The following is a 16,711-nucleotide window of genomic DNA, read 5'->3' on the forward strand; positions in this document are numbered from 1 at the left end:
TGGCTTACCAAGCGGTAAGACGCTTACCGATTGGTAAGTAAGGGCGGATTGATGGACAGACAAACAGAAATCGAACTGATAAAAGAGATCATCGGACTGGCCGATCAGAAATCGGCTTTCCTGGATGATTCGATCGCGCATTCCCCGATTTCACGCTACTCCAGCTCGGAACGATTCGAGCGTGAGCGGGCTATGATCTTCACGCGGCGCCCTGTTATCGTCGCGCAAAGCTCGGAGCTTGAAGTGCCTCGTGCTTTTCTGACCAAACGGTTTTTAGACTTGCCTGTTTTGCTGACACGCGACGAAAATGGGAATGTTCGTGCTTTCCTTAACGTTTGCCGTCACCGCGGCGCGAAATTGGAACGCGAGGCAAAGGGCTGCAAGCGAGTCTTTACTTGCCCCTACCACGCCTGGAGCTGGACCAACGAAGGTGAATTGCGTGCAGTGCCGCAAGAAGCGCAGGGTTTTCCTGACCTTCCACGTGCTGAGCGCGGCCTGCGTCGATTGCCCTGCGCCGAGAAAAATGGGTTCATTTGGATCGTTGCAGACCCAGATATCGCTGAGATGCCGGATATTGATGGCTGGCTTGCGGGGATCGGTGCGGAGCTGGATTGGATCGGGCTGGATCAGCACCGTATCGCCGCGATCGAAGAGATTGACATTAAGGCAAACTGGAAGTTGTTGATGGAAGGTGGAATGGAAGCTTATCACTTCCGGGTCGCCCACAAGAACACGATAGGTCCCTATTTCCCCGACAATCTGCTGACCTACCAGATGTTCGGTCCGCATATGCGCGCAGTTCTGCCTCGGATTTCAATGCCAGATATGCGCGATACGCCCGAAGACAAGTGGGAAATACGACGGGATGCCAATATGGTGTATACCTTGATGTCAAACTCTCAGCTTTTAGTGCAACAGGACCATGTTATGTGGTTCCATTTCGAACCCATTGCCCATGACTTGACCCATGTCCGAATGGCAACGCTGGTTCCACGTGCCTTGCCAGATACGGCGGAGATGCAAGCACATTGGGACAAGAACCAAAAAATCACAGTGACAGCATTGATGGAGGATTTCGAATTGGGCGAAGAAATCCAATCCGGCTTTGCCTCGCGCGGCAACCCAAGCCATCTATTCGGACGTTTCGAAGGCGCGCTACACCGATTTAACGCGAGCGTCGAAGAAATGCTTGCAGGCTAAAGACCTTTGACCTTCTTGTTAGCGGCCTGGAAACTCACAGCTACACGGGCTTTGTGCAGTCGTTCGCTGCGGAATGGCGCAGTTTTGTCAATTGAAGGTCCGCTAAGGGCTCGAACCGGACGCTACTGGCGTCGCAGAAAATGCCCTTGCCTATTTCGTCGCCGCCCAAAACGTCCCCGGATGCATGATGATATCGAAATGCTGCAAGCCCTTTTGCAGATCGAAATTGACCGAATGCCCACCCTTGCGCAGCAGTTCAGCATAGTCCCGGCTTTGGCGAATGAATTCGGGTGTGTCTCGTTCGCCGACGGTTACTCGATAGCGCGGGCCGGGTGCTGGGAGGTGTAGGATGGGGGACAGGTCGTGCACTTCGACGGGGGTTAGTTGCAGAGGATCGTTGACGGGCGTCAGGCTGATCGGCTCCAGATCGTACACCCCGCTGATCAGGATCACATCGCGCACGCGCAGCCCCGCGCGGGCCAGTGCGTCGGCTGAGGTGGCCATGACCATCGCTGCCAGATGCGCCCCGGCGCTGTGACCAGACAGAGTGATGCGCGCAGGGTCAAACCCCAGATTACCGGCGTTTGCGGCCAGCCATAGCAGGGCGGTGCGGCATTCTTCGATCATGTCGCCGATCCGCGCATCGGGGGCCAGAGTGTAGTTGAGGGTGGCAAAGGATTGCTCGGCCTCGATCATCGCCGGGGCTACCATAGCGGACTCGCGCTGGCTTAGCGCCTGCCAATAGCCGCCGTGGATGAACACATGCAACGGTGCGCCTGTGCCTTTTGCGGGGAAGAAATCCAGCACCTGCGTGGGGCTATCACCGTACGCGAGGTTCTCATGACAGTCCAATTGCGCCCGGTGCTGCGCGCTGAGCGCGGCCCAGCTTTCGACATAGGGCGTTAGGTCGCCGCCAATCATCGAGCGGGGGGAATATTCCTGATCCAGTTCGGCCTGTGTGAAACCTCGGTACAGCATGGGCTACTCCTGATCCGCATACATCAATTCGGTGCGTACATCGTAGAGATCATGAAAGAACCGCAAGTCCAAGGCTTTGCGCAGGAATGAAACGCCGCTGGAACCTCCGGTACCCGGTTGGTTGCCGATTACGCGCTCGACCGCGGTGACGTGGTCAAAGCGCCAGCGCTGGAACAGGGATTCAACGTCCATCAGTTTTTCGGCCAGCGCATAGAGGTCCCAATACTGCGCGGTGTTGCGGAAGACCTGTACCCACAGTTTCACAACGCGCGGATCGCCTGAATAGGGCTGCGCATAGTCTCGGTCCAGCAGGTCCTGGGGCACATCAAATCCCTGCCGGGCCAGCATAAACAGAACCTCATCATAGAGGGATGGTTTGGTCAGCGCGGCGGTCAGCATCTCCATCACTTCGGGGTCATGGGCGTGCACTTTCAGGGTCGCTGCGTCCTTGTTGCCCAGAATGAACTCGATCTGACGGTAGCCATGGCTTTGGAATCCCGATGAGCTGCCAAGGGCCTGCCGGAAGGTCATGTAATCGACTGGGGTCATGGTCAGTAGGGTTTCCCACGCGGCGATCAACTGCCGCTGGATTGCTTTCACCCGGTCCAGATTCTTCATCGCCGGGCCGAATTCGTCCTGTTGCAGAAAGTGGCGCACCTCGACCAGTTGGTGGTGCATCAATTTCAGCCACAGTTCGCTGACCTGATGGATGATGATGAACAGCATCTCATCGGGTTGGGCCGGGTCCTGAAAGGTCTTTTGCAGGTTCAGAAGCGTCTTGAGCTGAAGGAAGTCGCCATAGCTCTTGCGGTGGGTCTGGGTGAAATCGGTTACAAGGGATGGTTCGATCCCACGTTCCAGATATCTGTCGGTCTTGTCGCTCATGACGCCCCCTTGATGCGGTATTTCGCACCTGTCTAAGGCGTCATTTTGCAACTATCCAGTGTGTCAGGTCCAGTCCAGCACCACCTTGCCCGATTGGCCGGACTTCATCGCGGCGAAGCCGTCGGCAAAGTCGTCGACTTTCATCTGGTGCGTGATCACTCGGCTGACATCCAGACCGTTCTGCAGCATGGCGATCATCTTGTACCAGGTTTCAAACATCTCACGGCCATAGACGCCTTTGATGGTGATCGCTTTGAACACGATGCGCGACCAGTCGACGGGCGATTTGCCGGGCGGAATCCCCAGCAGGGCGATCTTGCCGCCCATCACCAGTGCCTCGACCATCTGGTCCAGCGCGGCTTGCGAGCCCGACATTTCCAGCCCCACATCGAACCCCTGCGTCATACCAAGATCCGCGATAACATCTTGCAGGTCTTCATTCGAGACATCGACGCTGCGCACGGTTGGCACCACATGTTCGGCCAGTTTCAGGCGGTCGGGGTTGATATCGGTGATCACCACATGGCGCGCACCGGCATGGCGGGCCACGGCTGCCGCCATTATGCCGATGGGGCCAGCGCCGGTGATCAGAACATCCTCGCCCAGCAGATCAAAGCTGAGCGCGGTGTGAACGGCATTGCCCAGCGGATCGAGGATTGCCCCGATCTCATCCGTGATATCGTCTGGCAGCGGCACCACGTTAAAGGCGGGCAGTTTCAGGTATTGGGCAAAGGCACCCTGTTCGTTCACGCCAATTCCGCGCGTGCCTGGGTCCAGATGGAACTTGCCAGCGCGACTTTGGCGACTGTCATTGGTGATCAGATGCCCCTCGCCCGAGCATCTTTGACCGACTGCCAGACCGGTCACGTTGCGCCCCAATTCCACGATCTCACCGGCGAATTCATGGCCAGTGATCATCGGAACCGGCACCGTGGCCGAGGCCCATTCATCCCAGTTCCAAATATGAATGTCGGTGCCGCAGATGCCAGTCTTGTTGATGCGGATCAGAACTTCATCCGGGCCGATCTCAGGCACCGGGGCCTGTACCATCCGCAGACCTTCCTCGGGTTTGGATTTCTCAAGCGCTTTCATGGTGTTGGGTCGCATTGGATTACTCCCACAAATCGGTCGACAGGTATTTCAACCCGCTGTCACACATCACAATCGCAACGCAGCCGCCCTTTTCCGGGCCACGCAGCAGCTGGATCGCGCCGGCAAGGTTGGCACCCGCCGAGTAGCCTGCGAAAATGCCTTCGGTTCGGGCCAGCAACCGCGCCCCATCCCGCGCTGCGTCGCCTGACACGGACAGATGCCCGGCCAATGAGATGCCGTTCAGGTGAACCAGATCATCCATTGCGTATCCGCCACCTTGGATTGGGTGATCGGGGTTTGTGATGGCTTCGCCAGCGATGGCCCGCGCGCCTTCGGGTTCCACGGCATAGCAGCGCACGCCATGCGGCGTCAGATAGGCGGCGGCCCCGGCCAGAGTACCGCCAGAGCCCGCAAAATCACAAAAGGCTGTGACGGTGCCGCCGGATTGCTCCCAGATTTCGGGTCCAGTGCCGGTTGCATGGGATTTGGGATTGCCGGAATGGCCGAATTGATCAGCCCGAAAAGCGTCGCGCTCGGCCGTGATGCGTTGTGCGGTCTCATCCACCAGTGCCAGATCCGCGCCCGATACCTCGCCGGGTTTGCTGCCCTCGGTTTGCGGCACGATCACGACTTCGGCCCCCAAAGCGCGCATCATCCGCGCGCGCTCGACCGAGTTTCCTGCGCTCATCACCGCTACAAAAGGATGCCCCAGAATGCCGCAGACAATCGCGAGACCTGTGCCCATATTGCCCGAGGTCAGCTCGACCACCGTCTGCCCTGGTGACAGGGTGCCATCCGCGCGGGCCAGTTCGATGATCGACCTTGTGGCGCGATCCTTTTTCGAGAACCCTGGCAACAGGTAATCCAGCTTGGCCAGAATGCGGCCCTCCAGACCTAGGTGCTGACAGACGCGCGACAGGTCAACAAGCGGTGTATTCCCAATCGCGTCGATGACAGAGGGCAGGATCACGAAATCACTCCTAGTTCTTTGCCGACCTTGCCAAACGCGGCCAAGGCGCGGTCCAACTCGTCGCGGGTCAGCGCCGCGTTCATTTGTGTTCTGATCCGCGCCTGTCCGCGCGGGACGACCGGGAAGAAAAAGCCCGAGACATATACGCCCTCGTCAAACAGCCTGTTGGCCATGTCCTGCGCCAGCGTCGCCTCGCCCAGCATCACCGGGATGATCGGGTGTTCGCCGGGCAGCAGGTCAAAGCCCAGTTTTTCCAGACCTTCCCGCCAGTATTTGGCGTTGCCGAACAGTTGGGCGCGCAGCATGTCGCCTTGTTCGACAAGACGGATCGCTTCAAGCCCGGCGGCGACGATCGAAGGCGGCAGCGAGTTCGAGAACAGATAGGGCCGCGCCCGCTGCCGCAGCAGGTCGATCACTGGCTGCGGCCCGGCGATATAACCGCCGATTGCCCCCCCAAGTGCCTTGCCCAAAGTTCCCGTCAGAATGTCCACATCGACGCCGAAATGATCCGGCGTGCCGGCACCGTTCGGCCCCATGAAGCCGGTGGCGTGGCAGTCATCGACCATGACGATTGCGTCATACATATCGGCCAGTTCACGGATTTTTGGCAAGTTGGCCAGATAGCCATCCATGGAAAACACGCCGTCGGTGGCGATCATGATATGCCGCGCCCCATCCGCGCGCGCCTGTTTCAGCCACGCCTCCAGATCGTTCATATCGTTGTTTATGTAGCGATAGCGCTTGGCCTTGCACAGCCGTACCCCGTCGATGATCGAAGCGTGGTTCAGACTATCCGAGATGATGGCGTCCTCAGGACCCAGTAGCGGCTCGAACAGCCCGCCATTCGCATCGAAACAAGCTGCAAACAAGATCGCATCATCCTTGTTCAGGAACTGCGCCAGCTTCTGTTCCAGCTCGCGGTGGATGTCTTGTGTACCGCAGATGAACCGGACCGAGGCCATGCCGAACCCTTTGGGGCCCATCGCACCAACGGCGGCGTCGATCAGCGCAGGGTGATCGGCAAGACCCAGATAGTTATTGGCGCACAAGTTTATGACCTGCTTGTCGCCCACCGTAATCTCACCGCCCTGAGGCGAGGTGATCATGCGTTCGCGTTTATACAGACCCTCGGATTCGATCTGCGAAAGCGTGTCCGTGATGTGTGATAGGAATGCATTTGCCATCTGGGCCTCCATAGCTCCCCGGTGTCTAGCATAGCGGATGCATTTCCGAAATAGAAGAATTGCAGTATTGCGGAAAATTTTCTTACATTGCGGATTGAAGGAAGCTTTAAGTGATAACTTTTTGCTGAACTCAATGTGATCCACTTTTTTCCACGCCGCGTATTCATTTGCATATCAACTGGGAGGGAAACGATATGACTAAGATCTCAACAGTCGCGGCATTGGCTCTGATGTTCGGTGCAACAGCGGCTTTCGCAGGGCCTGGCAATGGCAACACCGGTGGTGGTAACAGTGGGCTTGCTCAGTCGATGGCCGGGGCTGTTTCAGGTGGCGCGGCCACGCTCGGTCGGGACTTTGGAAGCAAAGGCAAAGGCACTGCTTCGGCGGTGAGCGGCGGCGGAAATGGCGGCTGGGGCAATATTGGAAGCAGTCTCAGCAGCATTACCGGTACAGACGGTCAGGTGTCCAACCGTGGAGGAACCCGCGGCGCAAACGACCTACCCGACGAGTAATAATTTATCAATCCGGACTGGCCGCCTGTTCAGGCGGCCGGTCGATCCTATAGACCGGTTTTCACAATTAGAAAAACGCGTGCCGGTCCATTATGTGCAATGATCGAGTGCGCAACATCCGCTGCATAACGCCCTGTGTCGCCTTGATGCAGAACCTCAGTTGCGGTGCCTGATTCAATCTCGACCGATCCCATCAAAACAGTCAAATGTTCACGAGAGCCTTTTGCATGCGGTTGGCTGATCAGTTTTCCGTCCGGCTCGAACCAGATATCGTACACTTCGTGCCCACCGGCATCTTCTGGCGGGGAGAGGATGCCGATCCGACAGCCATACCCCATATTGTCGATACTGGGCACATCCGACTGTTTCAGTACTTCAATTGTGTCGCCCTGAACCTCTTCATCCAAAAGCCCGGCAAAGTCTACATTCAGCGCACGTGTCAGGTTCCACAATGTCGCAATGGTGGGGCTGCTTTCCCCGCGTTCGATCTGGCTGACCATGGAGCGGGACACGCCACTGAGGTTGGCGACGGCCTCAAGCGACAGGCCTTTGGCGCGGCGCGCTTCTTTCAGGCGGGCAGGCAGGCGTGTCAGGATATCGTCTGTGGTTTCCGTCATTACGGAAACTCATGCGCCTTTGGAGGAGCGATGTCAATTCTGCTTGTGACGGTACGTCGTATAGGACAGCTACGCTGCAGGACGTAATAGTGCCGCCAGACCCAAGAGGAGATGAGATATGAAAGACATCGTTATTCTGGATGGTGCCCGCACCGCGGTTGGTACGTTTGGCGGGGCACTGGCCTCGACCGCGCCGATTGATCTGGCGACCGTTGTGACTGAGGCCGCGATGGAGAAGTCGGGCGTCGAAGGTGGTCAGATCGGCAATGTTGTGTTCGGCCATGTGATCAACACAGAACCGCGTGATATGTATCTGTCTCGGGCCGCTGCCAAACAGGCGGGAATTCCGGTCGAAACGCCTGCGATGAACGTGAACCGACTATGCGGTTCGGGTGCGCAGGCGATTGTGTCGGCAGTGCAGTCGCTGAAGTTGGGTGATGCAGATTTTGCTGTGGCCGGTGGTGCCGAAAGCATGTCGCGCAGCCCCTATATCCTACAGCAGGCGCGCTGGGGTGCAAAAATGGGCGATATCAAGTCGCTGGACATGATGCTGGGTGCGCTGAATTGTCCGTTTGGCACTGGTCATATGGGTGTCACGGCTGAGAACGTCGCGGATGAGCACCAGGTCACGCGCGAGCAGATGGATGAGTTCGCCTTGACCAGCCAGACCCGTGCTGCTGCGGCGATTGAGGCTGGGTACTTCCAGAGCCAGATCACGCCGGTTCAGGTCAAAGTCAAGCGCGACATGGTCGATTTCATGGTCGACGAGCATCCCAAGACGACCTCAATCGAGGCGCTGGCAGGTCTGCGCCCGGCGTTCAAGAAGGATGGTCGGGTGACGGCGGGCAATGCGTCGGGCATCAACGACGGTGCGGCGGCGATGGTTCTGGCCACGGCTGATGCTGCTGAAAAGGCGGGTCTGAAGCCCAAGGCGCGTATTCTAGGCTATGGCCACGCCGGTGTGCGCCCTGAGGTGATGGGTATTGGTCCGGTGCCTGCGGTGCAGAACCTGTTGGCCCGAACGGGTCTGTCGATCGAAGATTTCGATGTGATCGAAAGCAATGAAGCCTTCGCCTCGCAGGCGCTGGCGGTGAACAAGGAACTGGGTCTGGACGCGACCAAGGTGAACCCGAACGGCGGCGCGATTGCGCTGGGCCACCCGGTGGGGGCAACCGGGGCGATCATCACGCTGAAAGCGCTGTATGAGCTGGAACGCATCGGCGGCTCGAAAGGTCTGGTGACCATGTGTATTGGCGGCGGTCAGGGTATCGCCATTGCATTCGAACTGCTCTGATCTCAGACTGTGTCGGGGGGCTGTCTGCCCCCCTTCGCGCCTTTGGGCGCGAATCCCCCCGAGGATATTTTCAGCCAGATGAAGGGCGGATCGGTTTTAGCTGAGCGCTGAAAGGATCAGCACGATGGCTGCGCCTGCGGCGGCTCCGATCGTTGCAGGAAGCGCCGCGGACCAGAAGCGAGCAGACTTGGGGTCGTCTTTTTGGGTTTGGGCGATTAGCGCGTTTTCGACCAGCGCAGGCAGACGAGGGCCGAAACGGGCAAGGACTAGTGCAGTTTTGCTGAAATCGCGCAGGGCGGCACGGGGGCCGATGGATTTCTTGATGTAGTCCTCGACCACGGGGCGGGCGACTTCCCAGATGTTGACCTGCGGGTCGAGCGAACGGGCCACGCCTTCGACGACGACCATTGTACGTTGCAGCAGGATAAGTTCGGTGCGGGTTTCCATGCCGAAGCGTTCGGTGACTTCGAACAGGTAATTCAGCAGGCGGCCCATCGAGATATGGGTGGCGTCCATGCCGAAGATGGGCTCTCCGACTGCGCGCAGGGCGCGGGCGAACTCGTCGACATCTTGATTGGCGGGGACATAGCCCGCTTCGAAATGCACCTCGGCAACCCGTTTGTAGTCGCGGCGAATAAAGCCAAAGAGGATTTCGGCGTAAACCCGGCGGGTATATTCGTCGATATGCCCCATGATGCCGTAGTCATAGGCGATGATATCGCCATTAGCCGCGACCTTGAGGTTGCCTTGATGCATGTCGGCGTGGAAATAGCCATCTCGAAGGGCATGCAACAGGAAAAGCCGCAGGACGCGTTCGCCCAGATCGCGACGGTTATGATTGGCGGCGTCCAAGGCGTCATTGTCGCCCAACGGGATACCGTCCGCCCAGCTAAGGGTCATGACCCGGCGCGCCGAGAGCGACCAAACCACCGGAGGCAGCCAGAACCCGGAATCATCTTTGGTGTTGGCCGCGTATTCCGAGGCTGCGGCGCTTTCCAGACGCAGGTCCAGTTCGCCCCGCACGACACCGTCGAAATGTTCGATCACCTCCATTGGGCGCAAGCGGCGTGCACCGGGGGCGAACAGCTGCACGATGCGGGCGGCGAAATAGAAGGCGTCCACATCCTTGCGGAAGGCGCGTTCGATGCCGGGGCGCAGGACTTTGACGGCGACATTCTCACCGTTACTAGTTAGCTTGGCCTTGTGAACCTGCGCGATGGAAGCCGCGGCGATGGGTTCGCTGAATTCCGAAAACACCTCATCCACGGGTTGGCCCAGTTCTTTGGCGACTTCGGCCATAGCTTCATCGCGGGAAAATGGGGGCAGTTTGTCTTGCAGCACGCGCAATTGGGCGGCCAGTTCATTGCCGACCACGTCGGGGCGGGTCGAAAGCACCTGACCGAATTTGATATAAGCCGGACCCAGCGCCGTCAGGGCGCGGGTGGCGGGCGGCATGTCCGGATCGCCCTTGTAGCCCAGCCATTGAAACGGTTTGCCCAAAGTGTGGGCAAGGATGCGAAGGGGTTTGGGGGCTTCGAACGCGTCCAGAACCACATTCATGGCGCCTGTGCGCTCCAGCGTGGCGCCTGTGCGGATCAGGCGGATGATGTTGTGAGGGCCGCGCATTTAGATCTTCCAACCGGAATGCAGCGCGGCGATACCCATGCTGAGATTGCGGTATTTGGCGTTTTCGAACCCGGCCGCGCGGACCATGCCCAGAAACGTTTCCTGATCGGGGAATTTGCGGATCGACTCGACCAGATATTGATAACTGTCGTAGTCATTGGCGATCAGCTTGCCCATGCGCGGGATGACGTTGAAGCTGTAGAGGTCATAGAGCATTTGCAGCCCGTCATTCGGCAACTGGCTGAACTCCAGTACCATCAGGCGGCCGCCGGGTTTCAGCACACGGTAGGCTTCGTTCAGTGCCTCTTGCGGGCGGGTCACGTTTCTGATGCCGAAGGAAATTGTGTAGACGTCGAAGGTGTTGTCCTCGAAGGGCAGGGACATGGCGTCGCCCACCACCCAGTTCAGGCTGTCGGCCATCTGATCTGCTTCGGCGCGTTGGCGGCCTTCGACCAGCATCGGCTCGGTCAGGTCCAGAACGGTGGCGTGGCCGTGCCCCGCGCGCTTGAGGAAACGAAAGGAAATGTCTCCGGTACCGCCCGCGACATCCAGAAGGCGCTGACCGGGGCGCGGAGCCAGCCAGTCCATCATCGCGTCTTTCCAGACCCGATGGATCCCCATCGACATGACATCGTTCATCACGTCATATTTCGAGGCAACCGAGTTGAACACGCCTTGCACACGCCCGGCCTTTTCAGCCTCGCGTACGGTTTCGAACCCGAAATGAGTGGTCTTGTCGCTGTTGTCGGACATAAGCCTTGCCGTTCGTCGAATTTCGCCTCTGTTATAGGGCCATAAGAGGCGGGCACAATGCGGCCCTTTGGAATAGGAGCCATCTAATGCCCGAATTGCCCGAGGTCGAGACAGTAAGACGCGGTTTGACCCCGGCGATGGAGGGGGTGGTGATCGAACGCGCCGATGTGAACCGTCCCGATCTGCGCTGGCCCTTCCCCGACCGTATGGCCGAGCGGCTGACAGGGCAGCGGATAGATCGGTTGCGGCGGCGGTCAAAATACATTCTGGCCGATCTTTCCAGCGGCGAGACCTTGCTGATTCATCTGGGCATGTCGGGGCGGATGACGGTCTCGGGCGATCCGTTGGGTCAGTTCGTGCATGATCATCCTGCGGCGCAAAAACATGACCATGTGGTCTTTCACATGGCTAATGGTGCGCGCGTCACCTTTAACGACCCGCGCCGGTTCGGGGCGATGGACCTGTTGCCCACCGCGAATGCCGAGGCGCATAAGCTGCTCTCGGTTCTGGGGCCGGAACCCTTGGGCAATGACTTTCACGAGCAGCACCTGATTGATGCGTTCATGGGCAAGAACACCCCTGTCAAATCCGCACTGCTGGATCAGGGAATCGTTGCCGGATTAGGGAATATCTATGTCTGCGAGGCGCTTTATCGCGGCAGAGTGTCGCCACGTCGCAAAGCTGGGAAAATTTCGACGCCGCGTGTTGCAGCACTGGTCCCGATTATCCGGAAGGTCCTGCAAGATGCCATTCAGGCTGGCGGGTCGTCCCTGCGTGATTTCCGCCAAGCCGATGGAGAACTTGGATATTTTCAGCACAGCTTTGATGTCTACGGGCGCGAAGGCGAACCCTGCCGCACCGAAGGCTGCGGCGCGCCGATCAAGAGAATCACCCAGTCCGGTCGCTCATCCTTCTATTGCGCGCAATGCCAAAGATAACTTGATCCAGCTTTTGCGCGTGATAATGAATCGTATCTGAACGGAACAACCGGAAGCTTACACCTCATGGCTTTTGAGACGATCATCGTCGAAATCGAAGACCACGTCGCTCTTATCAAGCTGGACAGACCCGATGCCCTGAACGCGCTGAATTCGCAGCTTATCGGCGAATTGTGCGCGGCATTGGAAGATGCCGATAGCAATGACAAGGTGCGCTGCATCGTCATCACCGGCTCGGACAAGGCATTTGCTGCAGGCGCGGACATCAAGGAAATGTCCATGATGAGCTTTGTCGACGTCTACACTACGAATCTGTTTGCGGATCTGAACGACCGCATGACGGCCATCCGCAAGCCGATCATTGCAGCCGTGGCAGGCTATGCGTTGGGCGGTGGGTGTGAACTGGCGATGCTATGCGATTTCATCATCGCCGCAGACAGCGCCAAGTTCGGCCAGCCCGAGATCAATCTGGGCGTGATCGCAGGTTTGGGCGGCAGCCAGCGACTGACCCGCTTCGTGGGCAAGTCCAAGTCGATGGACATGAACCTGACCGGTCGGTTCATGGACGCGGACGAGGCAGAACGAGCCGGTCTTGTCAGCCGCGTGGTGCCGGCCAAGAAACTTCTAGAAGAGGCGATGGCAGCCGCACAGAAGATCGCAGAGAAATCTCAGCTGAGTGCAATGGCCGCGAAAGAGGCGGTCAACCGCAGCTACGAACTGACGCTGAGCGAGGGGATGCTGTTCGAACGCCGCGTCTTCCATTCGATGTTTGCGACTGAAGATCAAAAAGAGGGCATGGCTGCGTTTCTTGAAAAACGCGCCGCGCAATTCCGCGACAAGTAAGCAGGCGGCATATCGGATCAGGCGGGCAGGGCCCGCCTTTTTCATGTCTGATATGCGGCTACAAGAATCTGCTTGGCAAACCCCGGCAGTTTGGATAGTAAGCGCCGCTATACATGCGCGTGCGGCCCGCTTGGCCCGACTCACACTCGTGATTTCTGATCCGGTGCGGATAATTCCGTGGCGCGCAACCCTAGATAACCGTACCGAACAAAGGTCAGAGACACATGGCTAACTCGCCCCAGGCAAAGAAACGCGCTCGTCAGAACGAAAAGCGTTTTGCAATCAACAAAGCGCGCCGTTCGCGCATCCGCACCTACCTGCGCAAAGTTGAAGAAGCGATCGCTTCCGGAGACAAAGACGCAGCAACTGCTGCTCTGCGTGCAGCTCAGCCCGAACTGATGCGCGGCGTCACCAAAGGCGTTTTCCACAAGAACACTGCATCGCGCAAGATGTCGCGTCTGTCGGCGCGCGTCAAAGCGCTGGGCTGAGGCGCACAGTGACCGCTGGTGACCCTAGGTCACGTAAGCAAGACTGATCTATTTAAAGGGCGTCGCGCAGTGCGGCGCCCTTTCTGCTGTTGCCAGAATACCGCGTCCTCACGAAACCGAGAGATTCTTTCGCCCCCAGACCCGAGTCAATATCAGAGTTTCGTTGCCCCGAGCGTCACCCTCTTGCTACCACTGTTTTAGCGATTCACTCGCTTGGGGGGACAGGCTGTTTCACCGACCGGACTGAGGGGCATCAGGATGGTCAGGGAACGATTGTCGGCAACCGGTTGCACCGGTTTGCTGGTCTGCTGTGGGACTTGGCGCACCAAGGACCTAGGCCCTGTCGAAAATTGAGATTGCGAGCCACGACCCGGTTTTCGGGGCGATCCGGTTATGGAACGTCTGCGAAATTGGTTTGTGCAGGCTTTCTGGGACGAAGGCGCCGAGCTTTGCGGGTTCGGCGGGTGGGTATCCTTTTGCGAGTGAGCGTCAGAACCGGGCAACCGGACACATTAATAAGGCCGACAGGCCAATAAAGAATGGGATGCGTGAGGCGCTGAATGACACAAGAGAAATGGGGACTACTGCAAAACAATTTGCTCAAGGCAATCGGCAAGAACAATTACACGACCTGGATTGAACCTCTGCAATTCCAAGAAGTTCAGGATGGCGTTGCGGTGTTCTCGGTGCCGACGAACTTTATGGGCAATTACGTCAGCCAGAATTTTGCCGACCTGATTCTGTATGAGATGAATACATCCGGGGAATCCGTTCAGCGTCTGGCCTTTCGGGTCGCGGCCAACTCGCCTGCGCGCCCTTCGGTCGAAGCTACACCTGCGGTTGAAGTCCCGCAGGATGAGCTTCTGTCGCAGCAGGCTGCCGTCGGAAATGAGGCGCTTGAGTCCCTGCAAGCTGCTCCGCTGGATACCCGTTTTACCTTTGATACGTTTGTTGTCGGCAAACCCAACGAATTGGCCCATGCCGCCGCGCGCCGCGTGTCCGAAGGCGGTCCGGTGACCTTCAACCCGCTGGTTCTGTATGGTGGTGTTGGTCTGGGTAAAACCCACCTGATGCACGCCATTGCGTGGGAGTTGAAGACCAAGCGCCCTGATCTGAACGTGCTGTACCTGTCAGCAGAACAGTTCATGTATCGTTTCGTTCAGGCCCTGCGCGAACGCCGGATGATGGATTTCAAACACCTGTTTCGCTCGGTCGACGTGCTGATGGTTGATGACGTGCAGTTCATCGCAGGCAAGGATTCCACGCAGGAAGAGTTCTTTCACACCTTCAACGCGCTGGTGGATCAGAACAAACAGATCATCATCTCGGCCGATCGTGCGCCGGGTGAGATCAAGGATCTGGAAGACCGTGTCAAATCGCGCCTGCAATGTGGTCTGGTTGTGGATCTGCATCCCACTGACTATGAGCTGCGTCTGGGCATTTTGCAGAACAAGGTACAGCACTATAGCGCCACCTATCCCGACCTGCAGATCGCTGATGGCGTGCTGGAATTTCTGGCCCACCGCATCTCGACCAATGTGCGGGTGCTGGAAGGTGCGCTGACCCGTCTGTTTGCTTTTGCCTCGCTGGTAGGTCGCGAGATCGATATGGAACTGACGCAGGATTGTCTGGCTGACGTGCTGCGTGCCTCAGAGCGCAAGATCACCGTCGAGGAGATTCAGCGCAAAGTGTCCGAATACTACAACATCCGTCTGTCGGATATCATCGGCCCCAAGCGCTTGCGGTCTTATGCTCGCCCGCGTCAGGTGGCGATGTACCTGTGCAAGCAGTTGACCAGCCGCTCGCTGCCCGAGATCGGGCGTCGGTTTGGCGGGCGCGACCACACCACCGTTATGCATGGTGTGAAGCGCATCGAAGAGCTGAAGACCACCGACGGTCAAATCGCCGAAGACGTGGAAATGCTACGCCGCGCTCTGGAGGCGTAGGACGTATCTTCAGAAAACAGGAAAACGCCCCGGAGCCTCACATCCGGGGCGTTTTCTTGTGCGATAAACTCCACGGTTGATTGGGAACTGTGCCCAAGCGGCCACGTGGCCCTTGACCCTTTGGGCAATCCGACTCAGAAATCCATAAAAAATCCTTGTGCCTCAGGGTGGAACCGCTAACGTGCCAGTCCCGCCCCTATCGGCACGCAAGTCAGAGGAATTGAGGGTATGAAGATCAGCATCGAACGCGGCACCCTTCTCAAGGCCGTTTCGCAGGCCCAATCCGTTGTGGAGCGTCGCAACACCATTCCGATACTGGCCAATGTGCTGATCGAGGCCGAAGGTGATCAGGCCATGTTCCGCGCCACCGATCTGGATATCGAGGTGGTCGACAAGGCCCCTGCGCAGGTAGAACGCGCGGGCGCGACCACAGTGGCCGCCACCACCTTGCATGAAATTGTGCGGAAACTGCCCGATGGCGCGCTGGTTACGCTGACAGCTGACAGCGCCGCAGGGCGTCTGACGGTCGAGGCCGGGCGGTCGAACTTCTCGCTGGCGACGCTGCCGAAAGAGGATTTCCCGGTGATGGCGTCCTCGGAATATCAATCGAACTTTACAGCCTCTGCGGCGCTGCTGCGGCGGCTGTTCGACAAGTCGAAATTTGCAATCTCGACGGAAGAGACGCGCTATTATCTGAACGGCGTCTATATGCATGTGGCCGATGGGTCAGATGGCGGCAAGGTGCTGCGCTGTGTGGCCACCGATGGGCATCGTCTGGCGCGCATCGATGCGGACTTGCCTGATGGGGCGGCAGACATGCCGGGCGTGATCGTACCACGTAAAACCGTAGGTGAGCTGCGCAAGCTGCTGGACGATGACGAGATGGACATCGCTGTCTCGGTCAGCGAGACGAAAGTGCGTTTTGCTACTCCCGATATCACGCTGACTTCCAAGGTGATCGACGGCACCTTCCCCGACTACACTCGTGTTATTCCGCAAGGCAACACGCGCCAGTTGGAAGTGGATGCCGCCGAGTTCGCTCAGGCTGTGGACCGGGTGGCGACCGTCTCGTCCGAACGCTCGCGCGCGGTGAAGTTGCAGTTGGATGCGGATAAACTGGTTTTGTCGGTCAATGCGCCCGATAGCGGTGCGGCTGAGGAAGAACTGGCCGTGGCATATGGCGATGAGCGGCTGGAGATCGGGTTCAACGCGAAATACCTGCTGGAGATTGCGTCTCAAGTGGATCGCGAGAATGCGGTGTTCCTGTTCAATTCGGCCGGTGATCCAACCCTGATGCGCGAGGGCAATGACCAAAGCGCGGTTTATGTTGTCATGCCGATGCGCGTCTAGTCGCGCTGGCGCGCGATGCCTCCGGCGGAGGTATT

Annotated in this window: 16 protein-coding genes; 8 read left to right on the forward strand and 8 right to left on the reverse strand. The window is 58.3% G+C overall.

The annotated features are described in order from the left end of the window. Positions 1–51 precede the first annotated feature (51 nt). A complete protein-coding gene (locus tag AC2FJ6_RS16025) occupies positions 52–1,200 on the forward strand; it encodes an aromatic ring-hydroxylating oxygenase subunit alpha (RefSeq protein ID WP_170770936.1) in 1,149 nt (382 codons plus the stop codon). Between the two features lie 150 nt (positions 1,201–1,350). On the opposite strand, the gene AC2FJ6_RS16030 is transcribed toward AC2FJ6_RS16025, so the two are convergent. The 5 genes from AC2FJ6_RS16030 to AC2FJ6_RS16050 all read right to left on the reverse strand — a co-directional run bounded on the left by AC2FJ6_RS16030 (position 1,351) and on the right by AC2FJ6_RS16050 (position 6,309). After that, the gene (locus AC2FJ6_RS16030; RefSeq protein ID WP_170770934.1) at positions 1,351–2,178 is read right to left on the reverse strand and encodes an alpha/beta hydrolase; all 828 of its coding nucleotides are present in this window, start codon (positions 2,176–2,178) and stop codon (positions 1,351–1,353) included. Positions 2,179–2,181: 3 nt separating this feature from the next. Continuing rightward, positions 2,182–3,063: a tryptophan 2,3-dioxygenase gene (locus tag AC2FJ6_RS16035; RefSeq protein ID WP_170770932.1), complete on the reverse strand. Its 882-nt coding sequence runs from the start codon at positions 3,061–3,063 to the stop codon at positions 2,182–2,184. A gap of 63 nt (positions 3,064–3,126) precedes the next feature. Continuing rightward, the gene (gene tdh, locus AC2FJ6_RS16040; RefSeq protein WP_170771564.1) at positions 3,127–4,155 is read right to left on the reverse strand and encodes an L-threonine 3-dehydrogenase; all 1,029 of its coding nucleotides are present in this window, start codon (positions 4,153–4,155) and stop codon (positions 3,127–3,129) included. Between the two features lie 19 nt (positions 4,156–4,174). Further along, on the reverse strand, positions 4,175–5,125 hold the full coding sequence (locus tag AC2FJ6_RS16045; protein ID WP_170770929.1) for a PLP-dependent cysteine synthase family protein: 951 nt from the start codon (positions 5,123–5,125) through the stop codon (positions 4,175–4,177). Further along, on the reverse strand, positions 5,122–6,309 hold the full coding sequence (locus AC2FJ6_RS16050) for a glycine C-acetyltransferase (RefSeq protein ID WP_170770927.1): 1,188 nt from the start codon (positions 6,307–6,309) through the stop codon (positions 5,122–5,124). Before AC2FJ6_RS16050 ends, AC2FJ6_RS16045 begins: the two co-directional genes overlap by 4 nt. A gap of 194 nt (positions 6,310–6,503) precedes the next feature. Here AC2FJ6_RS16050 and AC2FJ6_RS16055 point away from each other — a divergent pair, with 194 nt between their 5' ends. Beyond that, entirely contained in the window at positions 6,504–6,821 is a 318-nt protein-coding gene (locus AC2FJ6_RS16055; protein WP_170770925.1) for a hypothetical protein, read from the forward strand. Positions 6,822–6,868: 47 nt separating this feature from the next. Here the strand turns inward: AC2FJ6_RS16055 and AC2FJ6_RS16060 are convergent, their stop codons facing one another. Then, a complete protein-coding gene (locus AC2FJ6_RS16060; protein WP_170770923.1) occupies positions 6,869–7,438 on the reverse strand; it encodes an XRE family transcriptional regulator in 570 nt (189 codons plus the stop codon). A gap of 118 nt (positions 7,439–7,556) precedes the next feature. Here AC2FJ6_RS16060 and AC2FJ6_RS16065 point away from each other — a divergent pair, with 118 nt between their 5' ends. Next, positions 7,557–8,732, forward strand: coding sequence for an acetyl-CoA C-acyltransferase family protein (locus tag AC2FJ6_RS16065; protein ID WP_170770921.1), 1,176 nt, complete (start codon positions 7,557–7,559; stop codon positions 8,730–8,732). 96 nt (positions 8,733–8,828) lie between these two features. On the opposite strand, the gene ubiB is transcribed toward AC2FJ6_RS16065, so the two are convergent. Both ubiB and ubiE read right to left on the reverse strand, forming a co-directional pair. Then, positions 8,829–10,358 carry a 2-polyprenylphenol 6-hydroxylase gene (gene ubiB / locus AC2FJ6_RS16070; RefSeq protein ID WP_170770920.1) on the reverse strand — a complete coding sequence of 510 codons (1,530 nt, stop codon included), beginning with the start codon at positions 10,356–10,358 and terminating at the stop codon, positions 8,829–8,831. Beyond that, a complete protein-coding gene (ubiE, locus tag AC2FJ6_RS16075) occupies positions 10,359–11,111 on the reverse strand; it encodes a bifunctional demethylmenaquinone methyltransferase/2-methoxy-6-polyprenyl-1,4-benzoquinol methylase UbiE (RefSeq protein ID WP_170770918.1) in 753 nt (250 codons plus the stop codon). Positions 11,112–11,197: 86 nt separating this feature from the next. On the opposite strand from ubiE, the gene mutM reads away from it, so the two are divergent. From mutM to dnaN, 5 genes are all read left to right on the forward strand, one after another. Then, the gene (gene mutM / locus AC2FJ6_RS16080) at positions 11,198–12,049 is read left to right on the forward strand and encodes a bifunctional DNA-formamidopyrimidine glycosylase/DNA-(apurinic or apyrimidinic site) lyase (RefSeq protein WP_170770916.1); all 852 of its coding nucleotides are present in this window, start codon (positions 11,198–11,200) and stop codon (positions 12,047–12,049) included. A 66-nt stretch (positions 12,050–12,115) separates the two neighbouring features. Beyond that, positions 12,116–12,892 carry an acryloyl-CoA hydratase gene (gene acuK, locus AC2FJ6_RS16085; RefSeq protein WP_170770914.1) on the forward strand — a complete coding sequence of 259 codons (777 nt, stop codon included), beginning with the start codon at positions 12,116–12,118 and terminating at the stop codon, positions 12,890–12,892. Positions 12,893–13,116: 224 nt separating this feature from the next. Then, positions 13,117–13,380, forward strand: coding sequence for a 30S ribosomal protein S20 (gene rpsT / locus AC2FJ6_RS16090; RefSeq protein WP_170351928.1), 264 nt, complete (start codon positions 13,117–13,119; stop codon positions 13,378–13,380). 560 nt (positions 13,381–13,940) lie between these two features. Then, positions 13,941–15,326 (forward strand): chromosomal replication initiator protein DnaA, encoded by a 1,386-nt coding sequence (gene dnaA / locus AC2FJ6_RS16095; RefSeq protein WP_170770912.1) that lies wholly within the window; start codon positions 13,941–13,943, stop codon positions 15,324–15,326. A gap of 228 nt (positions 15,327–15,554) precedes the next feature. Further along, entirely contained in the window at positions 15,555–16,676 is a 1,122-nt protein-coding gene (gene dnaN / locus AC2FJ6_RS16100) for a DNA polymerase III subunit beta (RefSeq protein ID WP_170770910.1), read from the forward strand. Positions 16,677–16,711 lie beyond the last annotated feature (35 nt).

This window comes from Ruegeria sp. CDSA089 (assembly GCF_059612205.1).

Coding starts and splice junctions, on each gene's coding strand:
- AC2FJ6_RS16035 (WP_170770932.1), bottom strand. CDS start 3,063: ATGAGCGACAAGACCGACAGATATCTGGAACGTGGGATCGAACCATCC.
- rpsT (WP_170351928.1), top strand. CDS start 13,117: ATGGCTAACTCGCCCCAGGCAAAGAAACGCGCTCGTCAGAACGAAAAG.
- ubiE (WP_170770918.1), bottom strand. CDS start 11,111: ATGTCCGACAACAGCGACAAGACCACTCATTTCGGGTTCGAAACCGTA.
- AC2FJ6_RS16055 (WP_170770925.1), top strand. CDS start 6,504: ATGACTAAGATCTCAACAGTCGCGGCATTGGCTCTGATGTTCGGTGCA.
- mutM (WP_170770916.1), top strand. CDS start 11,198: ATGCCCGAATTGCCCGAGGTCGAGACAGTAAGACGCGGTTTGACCCCG.
- tdh (WP_170771564.1), bottom strand. CDS start 4,155: ATGAAAGCGCTTGAGAAATCCAAACCCGAGGAAGGTCTGCGGATGGTA.
- AC2FJ6_RS16030 (WP_170770934.1), bottom strand. CDS start 2,178: ATGCTGTACCGAGGTTTCACACAGGCCGAACTGGATCAGGAATATTCC.
- dnaN (WP_170770910.1), top strand. CDS start 15,555: ATGAAGATCAGCATCGAACGCGGCACCCTTCTCAAGGCCGTTTCGCAG.
- AC2FJ6_RS16025 (WP_170770936.1), top strand. CDS start 52: ATGGACAGACAAACAGAAATCGAACTGATAAAAGAGATCATCGGACTG.
- ubiB (WP_170770920.1), bottom strand. CDS start 10,358: ATGCGCGGCCCTCACAACATCATCCGCCTGATCCGCACAGGCGCCACG.
- acuK (WP_170770914.1), top strand. CDS start 12,116: ATGGCTTTTGAGACGATCATCGTCGAAATCGAAGACCACGTCGCTCTT.
- AC2FJ6_RS16060 (WP_170770923.1), bottom strand. CDS start 7,438: ATGACGGAAACCACAGACGATATCCTGACACGCCTGCCTGCCCGCCTG.
- dnaA (WP_170770912.1), top strand. CDS start 13,941: ATGACACAAGAGAAATGGGGACTACTGCAAAACAATTTGCTCAAGGCA.
- AC2FJ6_RS16050 (WP_170770927.1), bottom strand. CDS start 6,309: ATGGCAAATGCATTCCTATCACACATCACGGACACGCTTTCGCAGATC.
- AC2FJ6_RS16065 (WP_170770921.1), top strand. CDS start 7,557: ATGAAAGACATCGTTATTCTGGATGGTGCCCGCACCGCGGTTGGTACG.